This window comes from Mesorhizobium sp. M1329 (assembly GCF_040318035.1).
GTDB lineage: Bacteria > Pseudomonadota > Alphaproteobacteria > Rhizobiales > Rhizobiaceae > Mesorhizobium.
In genome coordinates this window covers 75118-92409 of record NZ_JAMYLN010000023.1, presented here as the reverse complement: position 1 = coordinate 92409, position 17292 = coordinate 75118, and the positions used below count along the sequence as shown (strand labels likewise).

Below are 17292 nucleotides of genomic sequence, written 5' to 3'. Positions count from 1 at the left end.
GGGCGGTGCTTTTGACCGCCCGCTGGCGCGATACTCCCATTCTTTCCCAAGAAAAAGCAACTGCAAAACCGTCGCTTGAGGGAAGGTCATGTTCAGAAAGCGATGACGTTGGGTCAGACGCCTAAATTGGAAAGCAAGCGGGCGGAAACTGTCTTCTGCCGCATTCTCAGCGCGACAGGCCGGTGGCGCGCTCGATGAAGTCAGCTATCGAATTCGTGTCGTCGAGATCGAAGGCCGGCAGGTCTTGGCCAACAATGGGGAAGTCGGACGCGATGGCGACAATGTGTGGATCGCCTGCCGAGAGCGGTGTCCGGTCCTTGGCCTCGAGCCGTCTCGTCTCGATTTTCTTGTGCGCCTCGCGCTTGTAACCCTCGACCAGCACGATATCGGAGGGTGCCAGCCGTGACAGGATCGCGTCCAGCTTCGGCTCGTCCTCGCCCCGCAATTCGTGCATCAGCGCCCAGCGCCTGCCCGACACGACCGCGACCTCCGTCGCTCCCGCCTGCCGATGGCGAAAGCTGTCCGCGCCGGGTTTGTCGATGTCGAAATCATGATGGGCGTGTTTTACAGTCGACACTTTCCAGTTGCGCCGGACGAGTTCTGCTACCAGCTTTTCGGTCAATGTCGTCTTGCCGGAGTTCTTCCAGCCGGTGATGCCGAAAATACGTCTTTTCATGGCTCGATGCTCTGCAACAGATGCGCGGCCTGGGCAAGGTCGTCCGGAGTGTTGATGTTGAAGAACGGATCTATTTCGGCCCCGCCGAATTTCAGGATGGGAAATTCCACTTCGACAAAACCGTGCCGGTCGATGAACGCCGAAACGCGCCGGTTGTCTTCCTCGATGAGAAATTGTCGCAAGGCCTGATCCAACCCTAGCGGCCAGAGTGCAAAAGTCGGATGCAGTTTGCCGCCGGAACAGGCGACCGCAATCGAGCCGCGGCGTTCGTCGGCTGCCGCGAGCAGCTGCTCAACCATATCCCTGGGCAGGAAAGGCGTATCGCCGGCAGCCGTGACCAGCGCCTGGCAGGTCGTGTCGGAAGCCCATTCGAGGCCGGTCAGGATCCCGGCAAGCGGCCCGGCATGACCTTTGACAGTGTCGGCAAGCACTGGAAGCCCCGTCGCGGCAAACCTTGTCGGATCGCCATTGGCGTTTAGCGCAAGCGGTCCGACCTGTGGGCTAAGGCGCGAAACGACACGGTCGAGCAGAGTACCGTCGCCAAGCGCAAGCAGGGTCTTGTCGCCGCCGCCCATCCGGCTCGACCGGCCGCCGGCCAGAATGATCCCTGCGATATGTCGGCCCATCGTTTGCTGCCTAGACCCAATGACCAAAATCCAGTTTTCAAATCAGACGATCGTCGACGGTCACGCCTATATGCCGTCCGGCGCCATGTCCGGTCCAGCGCTTTCGGCAGCCGTCTTTTGCCGGCCGACGATCCGTTCGCGGTAGAGTGCATAGAGGCCTGACGCGATGATGATCGAGGCACCGAGGATCATCGGCAGATCGGGGACATCGCCGAAGACTGTGAAGCCAAGCAGGATCGACCAGAGCAGGGCGGTGTAGCGGAACGGCGCGATAAAGGAGATATCGCCCACCCGCATGGCCGTGATGATGAACTGGTAGCCTATGAGCACAAGCACTGCCGCCAGCGCCAGGAACGCCGTGCTTTTTCCTGTCATTGGCGTCCAGCCGCCCATCGGCGAAAGCAATGCCGCGCCCAGAACCGTCATGGCAAGTGCGGTAGCGGTCGACACCAGCAATGTCGGAATTGCCTGCGGTATCCGCTTGGTGGCGAGATCACGCACCGCACAACATGCAACGCTGGCCAGCGCCAGCAGAGAAAAGACGCTGAACCCTTCGAAGCCCGGCCGCACGATGATCAGCACGCCGGCAAAACCAACGGCAATAGCCAGCCAGCGCCGCCAGCCGACGGCCTCGTTGAACACAAGCGCAGCGCCCATCGTCACCGCCAGCGGCAGCGCCTGCAGCACGGCGGAGACATTGGCGATCGGAAGATGTGCCAGAGCAACCAGGAACGACACAGTGGCGCCGGCCTCGCTGGCGACGCGCAGCGCAACTGTCGGCTGCAGCATCGAACCTGGCCGGGCAAGCGCGCCGCGTTGCCACGCAAGCAGGCCAACGAAAAGCGAAGCGAAGGCGCCGCGGATCAGCATGACCTGCGCCATGTTCATCGATTCCGACGAGAATTTGGTGATCGCGTCGTTGAGGGTGAAACCAGCCATGGCCACCATCATGAACAACGCGCCGCGCAGATTTGGCGAAAGAGGCAAGGCGATTACCGGGTGAGTCCTGCAGCAAGCGTCTAGCAGGCACCCACAAGACAGCAACGTCAAAGGGCTGGGCCACAGCCTTTCTGTGGCCCATGACATCTGCCGCGCAAGAGCGGCATGGCTTATTTGGGTGTCAGTACCTCGGTGCCGTTGCCTTCCTTGCCGGCAATCGTCCACAGGCCATGCAGTGAGCCGTCGTCCTGCACCTTGTAGACGACAAGACCGACCGCCTTGCCCATGATATAGCCGGCGGAGAAGGCATCGTCGTTGCGCATGCAGATGCCGTCCGAGGACGAGCCGCCTGTCTCCCAATGGATCGTGCAGGTCGTCTCGCTGGTCAGCGTGATAGTCGCGTCGCCACCATAGGACGATCCATCGAAATTGGTGCCGGCCACGGCATAGGTGCCGCCGATCGACTGGGCCGCCGCGGGCAGGGCCGCGAGGTTGAGCAATGCAAGAGAAAGAATGAGTTTGCGCATATGGTATTCCCCCACTGGGCGAAGAACCGCTCCAGGGCAGAGGCTAGGCCCGAATGGGCTTGCGGTAAATCCGCTGACCGTTTGCGGACAAGACCTTTTCTGGGTGTGACCCCGAAAAGGTGCCGTTCTAAAGGATGGGTTCGGAGGGCAAATCGATCACACTGCGGCTCCAGGAAAACTTTTCGACGCTATCAAATTTGCTCGGCAAGATTCACCAAATTGGTCATTGTAGGCTTCTGATCTTGTCTGGGAGGTAATCCATGATGAACGCACGAGGCAATGCGGACAGGCTTGGCACAGGCAGCAGGCGGTCGTCGGCTTTCCGGTTCTCTTCTGTCTTGGCGGTTATGCTCATGGCGATAGCGCCTGCGTTCGCCGAGAACGGCGCTTCGGCGTCGGCAGTCGAACGGATGTCCACGCCGGGTCACGAAGCGGATGAGCTCGCTCGCCGCGTCGGGAAATGGACCGTCGTCAACACGATCTGGCCAACGCCCGGTGCCGAGCCGATCGTGATGACCGGGCTGGTGGCCGAGCGCACGATGATCGGCCCCTTCATGCAGGAGGTGATGCGCCCGGCGCCCGGGTCGAAAATCCAGACTTCCAGCGGATAGCCTATTTGAGCTATGACCGGGTGGAGGGCCGCTGGAAGTATGTCTCCATGGATACCCGTTTCCCGGCAGGGATCATGCCCGCCTGGAGTTTTGGTGGCGAGGAGGACGGCAAGATTTCACTGCTGTTCGAGCCGCTTGGTTTCGTCGGGTTCGGGCCCGAGGTCGAAGGGCGGTTCACTGCCTCCGATTTCGTCATTTCCAGGGACGGCGACAATCACGAAGTGGCCGAGCAACATTTCCTCCAGGCCAATGGCAGCGGCAAGAAATGGATTGCCGTACGATACGACTACACCCGTCAACAACCGTGACTCGCCAGCAAAAACAACGGGCTGCCAATAAGTTCTGACGTCGCCGGATGCTCACGGTCCCCTGAGGCTGCCGGCGATCGCATCGACGAGCGGGTCGAATTTCGATTTCAGGGCTGGCGGGTAGTCGATCCAGACCGTGCGGATGACACCGTCTTTTCCGAACAGGCGGCGTTCGTAGAAGATGTTTCCGCCTTTGATGCCCGACAGCACCGCCCAGTTCTTGCCGGTCTTGCTGTAGGTGATCTTGTAATCAGGTTCCTTGCTGGCCCTCTCGGCGGAGACGAAGGCTGTCGGGGTGTCATCATCGATGTTGAGGATACCCGAACAGATCAGGCTGGCGCCATCGGCGGTGAGCCATTGCTGTCCATCGCCATTGTCCGGCTCGGGCTGGCGAAGAGTGAAGATTTCATCCGGAAAGGTGCAGACGGTACCGAAGCGCTCGTTCGTATAGGTAAATGGCGCGGCGACTGCCGTGGTCCCCGCCATCACTCCGAAAAACGTCAGGACTGCAAAAAACCGCTGCACGCCTTGCCTCGCGCCGATACCAAGGCGATTATTCTTGCACGAAATCGGCGAAAAATCAGCCGCCGGTGACGCTCATATGCCGCGACACCGACGGACGGTTGGTGCGGCGATCGATGATGAAGTCATGGCCTTTGGGCTTGCGGCCGATTGCTTCGTCGATGGCATCGGCGACCAGCTCGTTGCCTTCCGACGCACGCAGCGGCGCGCGCAGGTCGGCGGCATCTTCCTGGCCGAGGCACATGTAAAGAGTGCCGGTGCAGGTCAGCCGGACCCGGTTGCAGCTTTCGCAGAAATTATGCGTCATCGGCGTGATGAAACCCAGCCGTCCGCCGGTCTCGGCGACTTGGACATAGCGGGCCGGGCCACCGGTCTTGTAAGGGATGTCGCTTAGCGTGAACTGGCGCTCGAGTGCCGCGCGCAGTAGCGACAGCGGCAAATACTGGTCGGTGCGGTCGGCGTCGATCTCGCCCATCGGCATAGTTTCGATGACCGTCAGATCCATGCCGCGGCCATGCGCCCAGCGCAGCATTTCCGGCAATTCGGCGTCATTGAAGTCCTTCAACGCCACGGCGTTGAGCTTTACCTTCAGCCCGGCCGCCTGCGCGGCGTCGATGCCGTCCATGACCTTGTCCAGATTCCCCCAGCGGGTGATCTGGCGGAATTTGTCGGCATCGAGCGTATCGAGCGAGACGTTGATCCGCTTGACGCCGCAGTCGGCGAGCTCGGCGGCAAAGCGGGAAAGCTGCGATCCGTTGGTGGTCAGCGTCAGCTCTTCCAGCGCACCGCTCTCGAGATGCCGCGAAAGCTGGCGCACCAGGTGCATGATGTTCTTGCGTACCAGCGGCTCACCTCCGGTGAGGCGGAGCTTGCGCACGCCCTTTTCGATAAAGACCGTGCAGAGCCGGTCGAGTTCTTCCAGCGACAGCAGGTCCTTCTTGGGCAGGAACGTCATGTCCTCGGCCATGCAATAGGTGCAGCGGAAATCGCAGCGGTCGGTGACCGACACGCGCAGGTAGGTGATCGTGCGACCGAAAGGATCGATCATATCCATGCTTATGCGCTTCCCGTGGCCGTGAACGGCTTCGTTATATATTGCTATGTGATACGAGCCAACTTGCCATTCAAGATAGAAGCTCGCGATCTTCGGTAACATTCCGACGCCGACAGATCATGTCGGAACTTTCCATGCGGCCTTTTCCCTCGACACGAAGCGGCGTAGGGAAGGGCAGTTCTCCGCAGGATCCACCACCATGACAGCGCCGAAGGAACTCAGGGTCTCGAAAGATCGCAAGCTGCTTTCCGTGACCTTTCCGGGCCATCAGCCGTTCGAGTTGCCGGCCGAGTTGCTGCGCGTCGCCTCGCCATCCGCCGAGGTGCAGGGCCATTCGCCCGAACAGCGCGTCACCGTTCCCGGCAAGCGCAATGTCGCGATCCTTAAGATCGAGCCGGTCGGGAATTATGCCGTACGCATCACCTTCGACGATTTCCATGATACCGGCATCTTCACCTGGAATTACCTGCACACGCTGGGTCATGAGAAGGATGCACGCTGGGCCGCCTACCTCGCCGAACTGGAAGAGAAAGGCCTGAGCCGCGACCGTTGAATGGAGCCCGCAGGACTCTCCGGTCAACGCAGGATCGCCAGTATCTCGCTGGTGTCGTAATAAAACGGCGTGCCTTCGATCAGCCGGTCATTCTTGAAGCGCAAGACTTCGGCAAACGGCTGTTTGATGGTTGCACCATTGGCCCGCGATGTCAGCGAAAGCGAGCAGCTCATGAATACCGTGTCATCGTTTTGGGCGACCTGAAGGTCCTCCACCGCCACGTCGCTCCAGATTTCCCGCATCTTGCGGAAAAGGGCGCCAACGCCGTCGAGGCCGTTCCAGTCACCGGCATAGGGCAGGGAGCGCGGCTCATGCACGACAATCTCGGCATGAAATGCGCCGGCAAGCATATCGAGGCTCTCCGACCCTGATTGCAGGAAACGCATTTCAACATTGAACATGTTTTCGATAAGTTTCATGGCGGTGCGTCGCCGGTCGTGCGGTTTATCCATTTTTCGGTCTCCGTATCCGTCGGCACGATTGTGTAGGTGAAAGCGTTTGCGCTTGTTCGCGTTGCCTCGACACCCGTTTCCTGATGACGGCAAACGGGCATTATGTCGTGAAAACGTCATGCATCTGGAGTAGCGCCGGCAAAGTTTTGGAGACGAAAACATGTCGATGATCACCAGCGTCGAACAACTCGAAGCGCTCTATGGCCTGCCCGGCGAGGCGTCGGTGGTCAAAGAACTCGACCAGCTGATTCCCGAATACGCAGCTATCATCGAGGCTTCGCCGTTTGCCGTGCTCGCGACCTGCGGGCCTGAAGGGCTGGACTGCTCGCCGCGCGGCGATCTCGCCGGCTTCGTCCGCATCCACGATCCGAAAACGCTGATGATGCCGGACCGGCGTGGCAACAACCGTGCCGATTCGCTAAGGAACATCCTTCGCGATCCGCGCGTCGCGCTCCTGTTCCTGGTGCCGGGTTCCGGTACGACGCTGCGCGTCAATGGCCGCGCCCACATCACCACCGATCCTGCGCTCTGCGCCTCGTTCGCCGTCGAGGGCAAGCCGGCGCGCTCGGTGACGATTGTCGAGATCGATGCGGTTTATTTCCAGTGCGCCCGCGCCATCCACCGATCGGAACTGTGGAATCCGGCAAGGCAGGTCGACCCGAAATCGCTGCCGACCCCCGGACAGATCCTCGAGATCACCAGCCGCAAGAACATCGACGGCGAGGTCTACGACAAGGAATGGCCGGAGCGCGCAAAAAAATCGATGTGGTGAAAGCACTTGGTGGTGGAGCACTGGGCGGTCAGGCGGTCTTCAAAACCTCGGCAACCCTCCGCATCTGTTCGCCGATCATGTCGCATTGTTCCGGCGTCGACTGGCTCATCGCCTTTTCGATCAGTGTCATGTGGACCTTCAGCGCCTGCATCAGCAGTGCCTCGCCGGCCTCGGTCAACGTCAGCCGCAGCACGCGCTTGTCCTTCTCGTCGCCCTCGCGGCGCAGCAGGCCGCGGGTCTCCAACTGCGGCAAAAGCATGGTGATGTTGGAGCGGCCGACCAGCAGGCGGCGAGCGAGGTCGTGCTGCGACATGCCGGGATGGCGGTAGAGGTTCATCAGCACGTCGAGCTGCGCCGGCTTCAGGTCGAGTGGCGCCAGCTTCACCGCCAGGGTGCGTTCCACCACGTGGCAGGCACGCGCCACCGCGACCCAGTTGCGAAAACGCGGGTTGTCCCAGGGCAGGTCTTGCTTAATGTTCATGTTTGAACTATTATGTTCATGCTTGAACCAATGAATGGATCGCCACTATGGCATCATTTGGACTGAAGGTCATCCGCGGCACGTTCGGCGTGGCCGAGCATGTGGCGCCGCGACTCACCGGGCGCGCCGCATTCGAGCTGTTCTGCCGCACACCGCACGAAAAGAGCTTGAGCCAAGGTGAGCGCCGCGCAATCGATCGCGCCGCCGATTTCATGACCCAAGCGCGCCATCACCGGCTAAAGACCAGAACCGGCTGCGTCATGGTGCATGAATTCCGGCCCGAGGCGGGCAGGGCAACTGCCGGCACCGTGCTCGTCATCCATGGTTGGCGTTCGCGCACCGAATACATGCGCACATTGATCGAAGCCTATCGCGATGCAGGCTACAAGGTGGTCTCGCTCGACCTGCCGGGCCACGGCCAGTCGCAGGGCCGCCGGCTTACCCTGGTCAGTGCGGTCGATGCGGTACGGGTTGCCGGCGAATGGTTCGGGCCGTTTGCCGCCATCGTCGGCCATTCCTTTGGTGGTGCCGTTGCCGCCAATGCCGTCGCCGGTTCGATCAGGAACATCCCGCGATTGGCGGCCGGGCGGTTGGTGCTTATCGCCGCGCCGAGCTCCCTGCCGGCGATCTTTGCTGATTTCAGCCGCATGCTGAATGTCGGCTCGCGCTCGCAGGCCGCCATGGCCGACCGGGTCGAGCGCATCGCCGGCCGGCCGTTGCATGAGTTCACCGGTGACCGCCAGTTGGCAAGCACGCCGCTGCCGACGCTGGTGATCCACGCACCGGACGACCGCGAAGTGTCCGCCGAGCATGCAAGGCTCTATGCGCGCGCCGGAAACCATGTGCGGCTGTGCTGGGCCGACGGGCTCGGCCACCGCCGCATTCTTGCCGACAAGGGTGTGGTGGAGCGTGCCGTTGGCTTCGTTGCGGGCAGGCTGGAGCCGTCTCTGCAGTGATCTGAATGTCTGTTCTTGTCTGCCGGGTTCGATCGTCACGCCGCCCCGGTGTCGGCCATCGCTATCCAAGCTGCCATTGCCCCAGCCACCGTCGCCAGAAGGGCCGAACGCGACGCGCCGTCGCGCGCCTGGATCGACATGCCGTGCTGCACGGTCGCGTAGAAGGTCGCGGCCGTACCGCAGTCGAAATCGGCCGGCAACTCCCCCTCGGCCACGCCACGCTCGAGCCGTCTCAGCAATGCTTCGCGGTTTTCGGCGCGGCGACGGCGCAGATCATCGCAGATGGCACCGCGGCTTGAGTCCTGGTGCAATGCGCCGAGCGCGATAAGGCAGCCTTGCGGACGACCGGTCTGTGAATAGGCCCTGGCAGTCTGCCGCAGGAACCGCTCGACGGCCTGGCGTGCGGTCGGCGCCTTTTCCAGCGCGGACCAGATCTCGGTTCCCTCGACCCGCGTGTAAAGCTCGGTTGCCTCGAGAAACAGCGCTTCCTTGCTGCCGAAGGCGGCATAGAGGCTGGGTGAGTTGATGCCCATTGCAGCGGTCAGGTCGCTTATCGACGCGCCCTCATAACCCTTGGCCCAAAACACTTCCATTGCGCGCCGCAAGGCGGCGGCTCGATCGAAGGTGCGGGGGCGGCCTCGTTCCGGCATGGCATCCTTTCTGTATTGATCGATACATAATCCAGTTGACCTTGTTCAGCAAGGCTGGCAGATATTTATGTATCAATCACTACAAAATGGAGAAGCAGATGTCATCCAGAAGCTTGAACGGCAAGGCCGCCCTCGTCACCGGCGGCAGTCGCGGCATTGGTGCGGCGATCGCAAGAAGGCTCGCGGCCGACGGCGCAGGGGTGGCAATCACCTATGTGAATGGCGAGGAAGGGGCGCGCGGGGTGGTCAGGGAAATCGAAGCGGCCGGCGGCCGGGCCTTTGCCATCAAGGCCGACAATCGCGATGCTGCGGCGATCGAGGCGGCAGTCGATGAGGCAGCAAAAGCCTTCGGACGGCTCGACATCCTGGTCAATAGCGCCGGCATCTGGCGCGCTGCGCCGATCGATGTCCTGTCGCTTGCCGACTTCGATGAGACAATGGAGGTCAACCTCAGAGCCCCGTTTGTCGCCGCCAAGGCGGCAGCAGCGCATATGGGCGAGGGTGGCCGGATCATCTCGATCGGCAGCAATCTGGCCGAGCGTGCCACGGACGCCGGCCTGAGCGCCTATTCGGCCAGCAAGGCTGCCTTGGTTGGCCTGACCAAGGCCTTTGCACGCGATCTCGGTCCGCGCGGCATCACCGCCAATGTCGTCCATCCCGGGTCGACCGATACCGACATGAATCCGGCAGCCGGCCCGCACGCCGAGCATCAGCGCCAGAAGATGGCGATGCCTCGCTTCGGCACGGCCGACGAGATCGCCGGCATGGTCGCCTGGCTTGCCGGTCCCGAAGGGCGCTTCGTGACAGGCGCGGCATTGACCATCGACGGCGGCGCCAACGCTTGAGGCTTGGCTCACGGGCACTTCCATTGATCGGGGGCGATGGCGGAACCGCTTGGCCCGTCACGATGTTGTGAAACCGTTCTGCAACAGACGTTCCGAAATTTATGGAAGCTTAACGAAATCAGTATGAATCAGTGTAGTCACGCCTTACATCCGCCATGCGGTGGGCGAGACCGTGAAAGCGGTGCGGAACGGGATCCGGTTCAACCGGAGCGGGTGATCCATGAAACTCCTTGGAAACAAAGCAACCGTGCTGCCGTTTGCGGTGGCCGCGGCAATGCTGGCCTTCGGGGCGCCGAAGGCTGAAGCGCAAGGGTTCTTCGATATGCTTTTCGGCGGCGGCGTCAAACACGCACCGCCGAAAGGTAACTTTCCGCCGCCACCGTCAAAATACAAGCCCAAGGCGCCGGCCGCTTCCGGTGGGGGCGGTGGTGGTGCGCAAATCAGCAGCCCGTCCTATTACACCTACAAGAGCGATCCGCTGGTGCGCGTCGATTTTTCGGCACTGTCGGCAACGCCTGAACCGGCAACGCCTCAGGATGCTGCATTCGAGCCGGCGGCCACCGGGGCTGCATTCCGCGAAGCCGTTGCCGGGCTCGACGGCTATGACCTCTACGCCGAGAAGGACATCGCCAAGGCGCTGATCGCCTATTACTCGGCCAATCCGGATTTCATCTGGGTGACGGGAACCAGTCCCAACAGCCGTGCCGAGGATGCGGTGCGGGTGCTGGGCGAGGCCGCGAGCTACGGCCTGACGCCCGCGGATTACACCGTCGAAGTTCCGGCAGCAGGCGCATCGGCGGGCAATGCCGATGAACGCCTGAAAGAGCTGGTCCGCTTCGAGATGGCGCTGTCGGCGCGTGTCCTGCGCTACGCCCGTGACGCACAAAGCGGCCGCGTCGATCCCAACCGCATGACCGGCTACTACGATTTTCCGCCGAAGCCGCTCGACATGGAAGGGGTGCTGAACACGCTGGCCCACACCCAGCAAGTGCGCACCTATCTCGAATCGCGGCATCCACAGAATTCCGAGTATCAGGCACTGCGTGTCGAACTGGAAGCGCTCCAGGCCAGCGCCGACGACGAAGTCACCATCGATCCCAATCTGCTGTTGAAGCCGGGGCAGACCAACCCCGAGCTGCCGAAGCTGTTGACAAAGATCGCGCGCAATCTCGATGACGAGATGGGCGGCGCCTATGGCGAGGTCCTGGCGAGGCTCGCCACCAGCGAGGTCTACGATCCGGAGCTGGTGCCGGTGATCAAGGCGGTGCAGAAACGGGCCGGCATGAAAGGCGACGGCGTCATCGGTCCCCGTACCGTTGCATCGTTGGCCGGAACGTCCAAGGCCGACAAAATTCAGAAGGTTCGGGTTGCGCTCGAAGAGTTGCGCTGGCTGCCTTCCGACCTTGGCAGCCCGCGCGTCTTCATCAACCAGCCGGCTTTCACCGCGAGCTATATCGATGATGGCGAGGAGAAGCTGAAGACCCGCGCCGTCGTTGGCAGGCCCACCAACCAGACTGCTTTCTTCTACGACCAGATAGAGCAGGTCGACTTCCATCCCTATTGGGGCGTGCCGCAGTCGATCCTGGTCAACGAGATGCTGCCGCGGCTGCGCCGGGATCCTGGCTATCTCGACCGCGCCGGCTACGAGGTGGTCAATGCCCGCGGCAAGCGCATTCCCTCATCCTCGGTCAATTGGGGTGCCTACGGCGCAAAGATACCCTACGGCGTGCGCCAGCTGCCGAGCGAGGCCAATGCGCTGGGCGAATTGAAGATACTGTTTCCCAACAAGCACGCCATCTACATGCACGACACACCGCAGAAGTCGTTTTTCCAGCGCGACATGCGCGCGCTCAGCCATGGTTGTGTTCGCTTGCAGGATCCGCGCGGCATGGCGGCTGCCGTTCTCGGCACCTCGGTCGACTACATTGAGGACAAACTGAAACACGGACATTCGACCGAAGACGTGACACGCAAGATCCCGGTCTATGTCGCCTATTTCACCGCGTGGCCGGACCTGTCCGGCACCGTCGAATATTTCAATGACGTCTACGGCCGCGACACAAGGCTGCAGCAGGCGCTCGACAGCACGGAAGCGGTGCGTTCGCCGGCAAGCTGACGAATGCGATTCTAGCGCTGAAACAGCGGACGCCGGAAGCCGGCGTCGCGTCCGGCGATCAGCCAATAGACCAGGCCGGCGACAATGCCTGCCGCGGCAATGATACCGATATCGGCCCAGCGCTCCGGGTTCGTGTCGTCCGGTACACTGGGCCAGATCAAGGCGAAACCGCCAACCGCGGCCGCTGCGCCGAAGATCATGTGCAGCCAAAAACTGCGCAGCGAGAAAAACTCGGCAATCAGTGCGAAGATCAGCGTCTGCAGGCCGGTCAGCACGATCGTCAGAAAATAGATGAACATGCCGAGCGGCGGCAACAGCAGCACCGCAACGGGGGTGACACCCATGACGTCGAAATAATTCGGCGCGTTTGGCAGCGAGCTCAACCCGCCATAAATCGCCGCCACCGCGATCAGCCCAACCAGTACCGCTATCAAATAGCCCGCGAGCATCATCAGAAAGCGTTTCAATACGTGCTTTACCGTCGCCATGCCCACCCCCGCGCGCAATGATAGCCCGCAGTCAGCCATCAAAGTCATATCTGCGCAAGTGTGTGCCGAAAGTCGGGGGACTTCGAGGCGCGCCATTTTTTAGAATTTGGACCGTTGGCGGCCAGCTTCATTTCGGCGCGGCTGTCACCGGATCATAGGTGATTTCGACTTTCGCCTTGTCGTTCGTGTAGTAGGTGACAGTGTAGGCGCCGCTGTCCCAATCGATTTCCTTGATGTAGCGGAAGTCGTCGCGCTGCTCGACCTTGGCAATGATTTCCGACAGCTTCTTGGCATTCTGCGGCGGCACCGGATTGTCGTCCGCGGCAAAGGCCGATCCGCCGACAAGCAGCACGGCGGCCGCCAAAACAAGTCTGGACATGGCTTTCCCTCACATTTCGATCAGCAGAAACTCGTTTCCATGCAGGTTTGTTCCGGGATCGCCGGGCGTTGCGCTACAACGAGGCGCCGGCCGTGCCTGATTTATGGCCACCGAAAGAACACGGCGACTGCTTAAAAATCATGATGCGTCGTCTCAACATCGCGGCCATAATAGTGCCGGTGGTCATTCGGGGGTCTACATGCAAACGCGTCATGCCATCATATTTGTACTTTTCACACTGTCCATCCTGGCCGTTTCGATGCCTGTCCAGAAAGCCGCAGCGCTGGAACCTGAGCGCTATACAGTCTATTGCGCCGACGACCGTATCGAGGTTTCGTTCTGGGATATCGAGCAGATGAAGGTGCGGGCCGGCTCCAACGTTTACCAGTTCCAGAGCTATACGAGCTACAGCAGCGCTTTGAATTTTGCCCAAAAGAATTTTGGCGGCGAGGGGGCTACCTGCAGCTGCTAGCCGCTCTGGCTTGGCTTGAATTGATTCAGGAAAGCAGATGGTGGGCGATGCAGGGATTGAACCTGCGACCCCACCCGTGTGAAGGGTGTGCTCTCCCGCTGAGCTAATCGCCCGCTCGTTGCCCGAAGGCCAAGCGCGCCGCGATATAAGGGAGGCCGGCCTGCGAAGTCAACCACTTGTCGGTCGGCATCTGCGGTTCGCCTGAGGCCCGGCTTCAGCCTTCTGCCGCGGCCATCAGCCCTTGGACCAGATCGAGCGTCAGCGAATCGAAATGCGAGATTACCGCCGACGGTTCGAACTCTCGCACATGACGGTCGGTGTAGCCGAAATCGACTGCCACCACAGGAATCCCGGCGGCCTTTGCCGTGTCGATGTCGGTCTGCGAATCACCGACCATCAGTGCACGGTGCGGGTCGCCGCCGGCGCGCGCGATGGTCTGCGTGAGATGGCGCGGGTCGGGCTTGCGGAACGGAAAACTGTCCTGGCCGCAGATCGCCGCGAAATGCCTGGTCATACCGAGCGCTTCGATCAATGCCACCGAATTGGCCTCGTATTTGTTGGTGCAGATGGCCAGCAGGTAACCGGCTGCCTCGAACCGTGCGATCGCCTCGGGGACGCCGGGGTAGGGGCGCGATTTGCCGGGGATGTTAACGGTGTAATGGTCCAGAAACAGCTTGAGCAGGCGGTCGTGCTCCTCCACTGCCAGTGACCTATGCTGCGCTGCGTGAGCGCGCTCGATCATCACCCGGCCGCCATGGCCGACGAAGCGCTTGAAGCCGGCTTCGTCGACGGCCGCGAGCTGGCTGGCGGCAAGGCTGTGGTTGAGACTGTCGAGCAGGTCCGGCGCCGTGTCGATCAGCGTCCCGTCGAGGTCGAACACGATGATCGGTCGGGTCATGGCCTGTCCTGTGACGATTCGATTGCCGGCAGGCGATAACCGCTGCGGCCCGTTCAGGCAAGCCGGCTTATCCACCGCGGGCAAGGTCCTTTGACCAGCCCGGCAAAAATGCTACGAGCGCCGAAACAAATCTCGGGACCCGGCATGGATGCGAGGCAATTGAAGGTTGAGGCCGCGCGAGCAGCGCTTGCCCATGTCACGGATGGCATGCGGCTCGGCATCGGCACCGGCACGACGGCGGATGAGTTCGTACGGCTGCTCGCCGACAAGGTCGCCACCGGCCTGACTGTCATCGGCGTGCCGACCTCCGAGCGCACCGCCGTCCTTTGCACCGAGCTTGGTGTGCCTCTGTCGACCCTTGAGCAAACGCCCGAGCTCGACCTTACCATCGACGGCGCCGACGAGATCGATCCTGCACTGACATTGGTCAAGGGCGGCGGCGGCGCGCTGCTGCGCGAAAAGATCGTCGCGGCGGCCTCCGGCCGCATGATCGTCATCGCCGACAGCTCCAAGATGGTCGAGATGATCGGTCGTTTTCCGCTGCCCATCGAAGTCAACCGGTTCGGCCTGCGCGCCACCGAAATTGCGGTTGGCGCGGCGGCTGCAAACCTTGGCCTTTCCGGCCCTGTTACATTGAGGATGACGGGGAGCCAGCCATTTGTTACAGACGGCGGCCATTTTATCCTCGATGCATCTTTTGGCCGCATTCCGGATACAAGAGCGCTTTCGAATGCTCTCCACGCCATTCCGGGCGTGGTCGAGCATGGTCTTTTCATCGGGCTGGCATCAACGGCCATTATAGCCGGCGGCGATGGCATCCAAACCGTCCATGCCGCCCGAAAATCAGGGAGTTTTACCGATCATGATGTTGCATAACCGGGTTGGCCGCTTTTTTGCCATGCTGGCGGCCTCGGCCGTTTTCGCGTTTTCGTCGCCTGCGTTTTCGCAGGACGTCACCGATGCGCATTTGAAGGCGGCGCGCGCCGCGGTCGCGGCGATCCATGCGACGGATACATTCGACAACATCCTGCCGCAAGCGGCCGCGGCACTCGAGCAGCAGCTGATCCAGAAGAACCCGGACATGCAGGAACTGATCGCAAAGACGATCAACGAGAAGGCGATGGTCCTGGCATCGCGCCGCGCCGACCTGGAAAAGGAAGCAGCGCTCGCCTATGCAAAGGTGTTCTCGGAAAAGGAACTCAATGAAATTGCCGCCTTCTACAATTCCGATTCCGGCAAGAAGCTGCTCGATAACGGCCCGATCGTAACGCGCGAACTGGTGAAGGCTGCCGAGATCTGGCAGAACGGCCTGGCTCGCGATCTGGCCCAGCAGGTCGGCGAGACCCTGGGCGCAGCGGCGAATGCCAAGGCGCCGGCTGCACCTGCCGACGGTACCGCTCCGGCCGACGGCGCAGCTCCCGCGGACGCCACACCGAATTGATTGCGGACTTCAGAGCGGCCTGACCGACACTGGACCAGAAAGCCCGGCAAGTCCGGGCTTTTCTTTTGATAGTCGGCAGCCTACCTGTCTCGGTGTTTGAGGGGCAAGGAGTTCAGCCATGGCCGGTTACGACTACGATCTTTTCGTCATCGGCGGCGGCTCCGGCGGGGTGAGGGCGGCGCGCGTCGCGGCCGCACTCGGCAAGCGTGTCGGCATTGCCGAGGAATATCGCTACGGCGGCACATGCGTGATCCGCGGCTGCGTGCCGAAGAAGCTCTATGTCTACGCCTCGCAATTCCCCGAGCATTTCGCCGACGCCGCCGGTTATGGCTGGACGGTGCCTGAGGCGCGTTTCGACTGGCAGACGCTGGTCGCCAACAAGGACCGGGAAATCAGCCGGCTGGAGGCCATCTACAAGAAGAACGTGCAGGGCGCCGGCGGCGAGGTCTTTCATTCGCGCGCCACCCTGGTCGATCCGCATGTGGTGCATCTTCTCGGTGAGGATCGCACCGTTACCGCCGACCAGATCCTGATCGCTACCGGCGGGCGCCCGGCGCCGCATCCGGCATTGCCCGGCCATGAGCACTGTATCTTTTCCAACGAGGCCTTCGATCTAAAGGAGTTGCCGAAGGCAATCATGATCGAGGGCGGCGGCTACATCGCCGTCGAATTCGCCAACATCTTTCACGGCCTTGGCGTCGACACGACGCTGGTCTACCGCGGCAAGGAGATCCTCAGCCGTTTCGACATGGACCTCAGACGTATGCTGCACGAAACGATGGAAAAGAAGGGGATAAAAATCCTCTGCCACGCCGTGTCCGAGTGGGTCAGGAAGCGGCCTGACGGCCGGCTCGACGCGCTTGTCACCGGCGGCACCGTGCTGACGGTCGACCAGGTCATGCTCGCCATCGGCCGCATTCCCAATACCGAGAACATGGGCCTGGAAGGCGTTGGCATCGAGATGACCAAAACCGGGGCAATCCACGTCGACGAATACTCCCGCACGAACATCGACAACATCTGGGCAATCGGTGACGTCACCCACCGCGTGCAATTGACGCCGGTGGCAATCCACGAGGCGATGTGCTTCGTCGAGACCGCCTTCAAGGACAATCCGACGGCGCCCGACCACGACACGATCGCTACCGCAGTCTTTTCGCAGCCCGAGATCGGCACGGTCGGCCTGTCGGAGGATGAGGCGGCAAAACGCTTCTCGGATCTTGAAATCTACCGGGCCACCTTCCGGCCGATGCGGCACACACTTTCCGGCCGCGATGAAAAGATGCTGATGAAGCTGGTCGTCGACGGCGCCTCGAAAAAGGTCCTCGGCGCCCACATCCTCGGGCCGGATGCCGGCGAAATGGCGCAGCTTCTCGGCATACCCCTGAAGGCGGGGCTGACCAAGGATGATTTCGATCGCACCATGGCGGTGCATCCGACCGCGGCGGAAGAACTCGTCACCATGTACAGGCCGACTTACCGGGTGAAGGATGGAGAGCGCGTCTGACGCGACAATAAACCCATCG

General features: G+C 61.6%; 23 protein-coding genes and 1 tRNA gene. 11 read left to right on the top strand and 13 right to left on the bottom strand.

All coding sequences use genetic code 11. From position 1 onward, the window contains the following. Positions 1-166: 166 nt before the first annotated feature. From mobB to NKH21_RS22190, 4 genes are all read right to left on the bottom strand, one after another. Complete coding sequence (gene mobB / locus NKH21_RS22205; RefSeq protein WP_352666678.1) at positions 167-676, bottom strand: molybdopterin-guanine dinucleotide biosynthesis protein B; 510 nt, start codon at positions 674-676, stop codon at positions 167-169. Continuing rightward, the gene (gene mobA, locus NKH21_RS22200; protein ID WP_352666681.1) at positions 673-1302 is read right to left on the bottom strand and encodes a molybdenum cofactor guanylyltransferase MobA; all 630 of its coding nucleotides are present in this window, start codon (positions 1300-1302) and stop codon (positions 673-675) included. The genes mobB and mobA overlap by 4 nt, the downstream gene beginning before the upstream one ends. A 66-nt stretch (positions 1303-1368) precedes the next feature. Further along, positions 1369-2289: a DMT family transporter gene (locus tag NKH21_RS22195; RefSeq protein ID WP_352666684.1), complete on the bottom strand. Its 921-nt coding sequence runs from the start codon at positions 2287-2289 to the stop codon at positions 1369-1371. A gap of 122 nt (positions 2290-2411) precedes the next feature. Beyond that, positions 2412-2768: a hypothetical protein gene (locus tag NKH21_RS22190; RefSeq protein WP_352666686.1), complete on the bottom strand. Its 357-nt coding sequence runs from the start codon at positions 2766-2768 to the stop codon at positions 2412-2414. 353 nt (positions 2769-3121) lie between these two features. Here NKH21_RS22190 and NKH21_RS22185 point away from each other — a divergent pair, with 353 nt between their 5' ends. Beyond that, positions 3122-3379 carry a hypothetical protein gene (locus tag NKH21_RS22185; protein ID WP_352666688.1) on the top strand — a complete coding sequence of 86 codons (258 nt, stop codon included), beginning with the start codon at positions 3122-3124 and terminating at the stop codon, positions 3377-3379. A gap of 5 nt (positions 3380-3384) precedes the next feature. Continuing rightward, the gene (locus tag NKH21_RS22180; protein ID WP_352666691.1) at positions 3385-3687 is read left to right on the top strand and encodes a hypothetical protein; all 303 of its coding nucleotides are present in this window, start codon (positions 3385-3387) and stop codon (positions 3685-3687) included. Between the two features lie 51 nt (positions 3688-3738). Here the strand turns inward: NKH21_RS22180 and NKH21_RS22175 are convergent, their stop codons facing one another. Then, complete coding sequence (locus NKH21_RS22175; RefSeq protein WP_352666693.1) at positions 3739-4212, bottom strand: hypothetical protein; 474 nt, start codon at positions 4210-4212, stop codon at positions 3739-3741. A gap of 55 nt (positions 4213-4267) precedes the next feature. Continuing rightward, on the bottom strand, positions 4268-5263 hold the full coding sequence (gene moaA, locus NKH21_RS22170; RefSeq protein WP_352568644.1) for a GTP 3',8-cyclase MoaA: 996 nt from the start codon (positions 5261-5263) through the stop codon (positions 4268-4270). 199 nt (positions 5264-5462) lie between these two features. On the opposite strand from moaA, the gene NKH21_RS22165 reads away from it, so the two are divergent. Continuing rightward, entirely contained in the window at positions 5463-5816 is a 354-nt protein-coding gene (locus tag NKH21_RS22165) for a gamma-butyrobetaine hydroxylase family protein (RefSeq protein WP_023717628.1), read from the top strand. Between the two features lie 23 nt (positions 5817-5839). Here NKH21_RS22165 and NKH21_RS22160 read toward each other — a convergent pair whose 3' ends face one another. After that, on the bottom strand, positions 5840-6388 hold the full coding sequence (locus NKH21_RS22160) for a nuclear transport factor 2 family protein (RefSeq protein ID WP_352666695.1): 549 nt from the start codon (positions 6386-6388) through the stop codon (positions 5840-5842). A gap of 40 nt (positions 6389-6428) precedes the next feature. On the opposite strand from NKH21_RS22160, the gene NKH21_RS22155 reads away from it, so the two are divergent. After that, positions 6429-7040 carry a pyridoxamine 5'-phosphate oxidase family protein gene (locus tag NKH21_RS22155; RefSeq protein WP_352666698.1) on the top strand — a complete coding sequence of 204 codons (612 nt, stop codon included), beginning with the start codon at positions 6429-6431 and terminating at the stop codon, positions 7038-7040. Positions 7041-7068: 28 nt separating this feature from the next. Here the strand turns inward: NKH21_RS22155 and NKH21_RS22150 are convergent, their stop codons facing one another. Next, on the bottom strand, positions 7069-7521 hold the full coding sequence (locus NKH21_RS22150) for a MarR family winged helix-turn-helix transcriptional regulator (RefSeq protein WP_352666701.1): 453 nt from the start codon (positions 7519-7521) through the stop codon (positions 7069-7071). 47 nt (positions 7522-7568) lie between these two features. Between NKH21_RS22150 and NKH21_RS22145 the strand changes: the two genes are divergently transcribed. Then, positions 7569-8477 carry an alpha/beta hydrolase gene (locus NKH21_RS22145; RefSeq protein ID WP_352666704.1) on the top strand — a complete coding sequence of 303 codons (909 nt, stop codon included), beginning with the start codon at positions 7569-7571 and terminating at the stop codon, positions 8475-8477. A gap of 35 nt (positions 8478-8512) precedes the next feature. On the opposite strand, the gene NKH21_RS22140 is transcribed toward NKH21_RS22145, so the two are convergent. Further along, positions 8513-9127: a TetR/AcrR family transcriptional regulator gene (locus NKH21_RS22140; RefSeq protein WP_352867532.1), complete on the bottom strand. Its 615-nt coding sequence runs from the start codon at positions 9125-9127 to the stop codon at positions 8513-8515. Between the two features lie 98 nt (positions 9128-9225). Between NKH21_RS22140 and NKH21_RS22135 the strand changes: the two genes are divergently transcribed. Together NKH21_RS22135 and NKH21_RS22130 are read left to right on the top strand one after the other, a co-directional pair. Further along, positions 9226-9972: a 3-oxoacyl-ACP reductase family protein gene (locus NKH21_RS22135; RefSeq protein WP_352666710.1), complete on the top strand. Its 747-nt coding sequence runs from the start codon at positions 9226-9228 to the stop codon at positions 9970-9972. Positions 9973-10192: 220 nt separating this feature from the next. Beyond that, positions 10193-12088, top strand: a complete 1896-nt coding sequence (locus NKH21_RS22130) for a L,D-transpeptidase family protein (RefSeq protein WP_352666713.1) — start codon at positions 10193-10195, stop codon at positions 12086-12088. Positions 12089-12099: 11 nt separating this feature from the next. On the opposite strand, the gene NKH21_RS22125 is transcribed toward NKH21_RS22130, so the two are convergent. Continuing rightward, entirely contained in the window at positions 12100-12576 is a 477-nt protein-coding gene (locus tag NKH21_RS22125) for a hypothetical protein (protein ID WP_352666716.1), read from the bottom strand. Positions 12577-12703: 127 nt separating this feature from the next. Continuing rightward, on the bottom strand, positions 12704-12955 hold the full coding sequence (locus NKH21_RS22120) for a PepSY domain-containing protein (protein ID WP_352666719.1): 252 nt from the start codon (positions 12953-12955) through the stop codon (positions 12704-12706). Between the two features lie 259 nt (positions 12956-13214). Between NKH21_RS22120 and NKH21_RS22115 the strand changes: the two genes are divergently transcribed. Further along, positions 13215-13427 carry a hypothetical protein gene (locus NKH21_RS22115; RefSeq protein WP_352867529.1) on the top strand — a complete coding sequence of 71 codons (213 nt, stop codon included), beginning with the start codon at positions 13215-13217 and terminating at the stop codon, positions 13425-13427. A 38-nt stretch (positions 13428-13465) separates the two neighbouring features. Here the strand turns inward: NKH21_RS22115 and NKH21_RS22110 are convergent. Together NKH21_RS22110 and NKH21_RS22105 are read right to left on the bottom strand one after the other, a co-directional pair. Then, positions 13466-13540: transfer RNA gene (locus NKH21_RS22110), tRNA-Val, on the bottom strand. Between the two features lie 101 nt (positions 13541-13641). Beyond that, the gene (locus NKH21_RS22105; RefSeq protein WP_352471880.1) at positions 13642-14325 is read right to left on the bottom strand and encodes a phosphoglycolate phosphatase; all 684 of its coding nucleotides are present in this window, start codon (positions 14323-14325) and stop codon (positions 13642-13644) included. Between the two features lie 144 nt (positions 14326-14469). Here NKH21_RS22105 and rpiA point away from each other — a divergent pair, with 144 nt between their 5' ends. The 3 genes from rpiA to gor all read left to right on the top strand — a co-directional run bounded on the left by rpiA (position 14470) and on the right by gor (position 17273). Then, positions 14470-15201, top strand: coding sequence for a ribose-5-phosphate isomerase RpiA (gene rpiA, locus NKH21_RS22100; protein ID WP_352666723.1), 732 nt, complete (start codon positions 14470-14472; stop codon positions 15199-15201). Further along, positions 15188-15766 (top strand): DUF2059 domain-containing protein, encoded by a 579-nt coding sequence (locus tag NKH21_RS22095; protein ID WP_352491320.1) that lies wholly within the window; start codon positions 15188-15190, stop codon positions 15764-15766. The genes rpiA and NKH21_RS22095 overlap by 14 nt, the downstream gene beginning before the upstream one ends. A 118-nt stretch (positions 15767-15884) precedes the next feature. Continuing rightward, complete coding sequence (gor, locus tag NKH21_RS22090) at positions 15885-17273, top strand: glutathione-disulfide reductase (protein WP_352666725.1); 1389 nt, start codon at positions 15885-15887, stop codon at positions 17271-17273. Positions 17274-17292: the final 19 nt, after the last annotated feature.

What these genes read in the sequence shown, in the direction of transcription:
- mobB (WP_352666678.1), bottom strand. Translation starts at nt 676, where the DNA reads ATGAAAAGACGTATTTTCGGCATCACCGGCTGGAAGAACTCCGGCAAG.
- mobA (WP_352666681.1), bottom strand. Translation starts at nt 1,302, where the DNA reads ATGGGCCGACATATCGCAGGGATCATTCTGGCCGGCGGCCGGTCGAGC.
- NKH21_RS22190 (WP_352666686.1), bottom strand. Translation starts at nt 2,768, where the DNA reads ATGCGCAAACTCATTCTTTCTCTTGCATTGCTCAACCTCGCGGCCCTG.
- NKH21_RS22185 (WP_352666688.1), top strand. Translation starts at nt 3,122, where the DNA reads ATGGCGATAGCGCCTGCGTTCGCCGAGAACGGCGCTTCGGCGTCGGCA.
- moaA (WP_352568644.1), bottom strand. Translation starts at nt 5,263, where the DNA reads ATGGATATGATCGATCCTTTCGGTCGCACGATCACCTACCTGCGCGTG.
- NKH21_RS22165 (WP_023717628.1), top strand. Translation starts at nt 5,463, where the DNA reads ATGACAGCGCCGAAGGAACTCAGGGTCTCGAAAGATCGCAAGCTGCTT.
- NKH21_RS22160 (WP_352666695.1), bottom strand. Translation starts at nt 6,388, where the DNA reads ATGACGTTTTCACGACATAATGCCCGTTTGCCGTCATCAGGAAACGGG.
- NKH21_RS22155 (WP_352666698.1), top strand. Translation starts at nt 6,429, where the DNA reads ATGTCGATGATCACCAGCGTCGAACAACTCGAAGCGCTCTATGGCCTG.
- NKH21_RS22150 (WP_352666701.1), bottom strand. Translation starts at nt 7,521, where the DNA reads ATGAACATTAAGCAAGACCTGCCCTGGGACAACCCGCGTTTTCGCAAC.
- NKH21_RS22145 (WP_352666704.1), top strand. Translation starts at nt 7,569, where the DNA reads ATGGCATCATTTGGACTGAAGGTCATCCGCGGCACGTTCGGCGTGGCC.
- NKH21_RS22140 (WP_352867532.1), bottom strand. Translation starts at nt 9,127, where the DNA reads ATGCCGGAACGAGGCCGCCCCCGCACCTTCGATCGAGCCGCCGCCTTG.
- NKH21_RS22135 (WP_352666710.1), top strand. Translation starts at nt 9,226, where the DNA reads ATGTCATCCAGAAGCTTGAACGGCAAGGCCGCCCTCGTCACCGGCGGC.
- NKH21_RS22130 (WP_352666713.1), top strand. Translation starts at nt 10,193, where the DNA reads ATGAAACTCCTTGGAAACAAAGCAACCGTGCTGCCGTTTGCGGTGGCC.
- NKH21_RS22125 (WP_352666716.1), bottom strand. Translation starts at nt 12,576, where the DNA reads ATGGCGACGGTAAAGCACGTATTGAAACGCTTTCTGATGATGCTCGCG.
- NKH21_RS22120 (WP_352666719.1), bottom strand. Translation starts at nt 12,955, where the DNA reads ATGTCCAGACTTGTTTTGGCGGCCGCCGTGCTGCTTGTCGGCGGATCG.
- NKH21_RS22115 (WP_352867529.1), top strand. Translation starts at nt 13,215, where the DNA reads ATGCCTGTCCAGAAAGCCGCAGCGCTGGAACCTGAGCGCTATACAGTC.
- NKH21_RS22105 (WP_352471880.1), bottom strand. Translation starts at nt 14,325, where the DNA reads ATGACCCGACCGATCATCGTGTTCGACCTCGACGGGACGCTGATCGAC.
- rpiA (WP_352666723.1), top strand. Translation starts at nt 14,470, where the DNA reads ATGGATGCGAGGCAATTGAAGGTTGAGGCCGCGCGAGCAGCGCTTGCC.
- NKH21_RS22095 (WP_352491320.1), top strand. Translation starts at nt 15,188, where the DNA reads ATGATGTTGCATAACCGGGTTGGCCGCTTTTTTGCCATGCTGGCGGCC.
- gor (WP_352666725.1), top strand. Translation starts at nt 15,885, where the DNA reads ATGGCCGGTTACGACTACGATCTTTTCGTCATCGGCGGCGGCTCCGGC.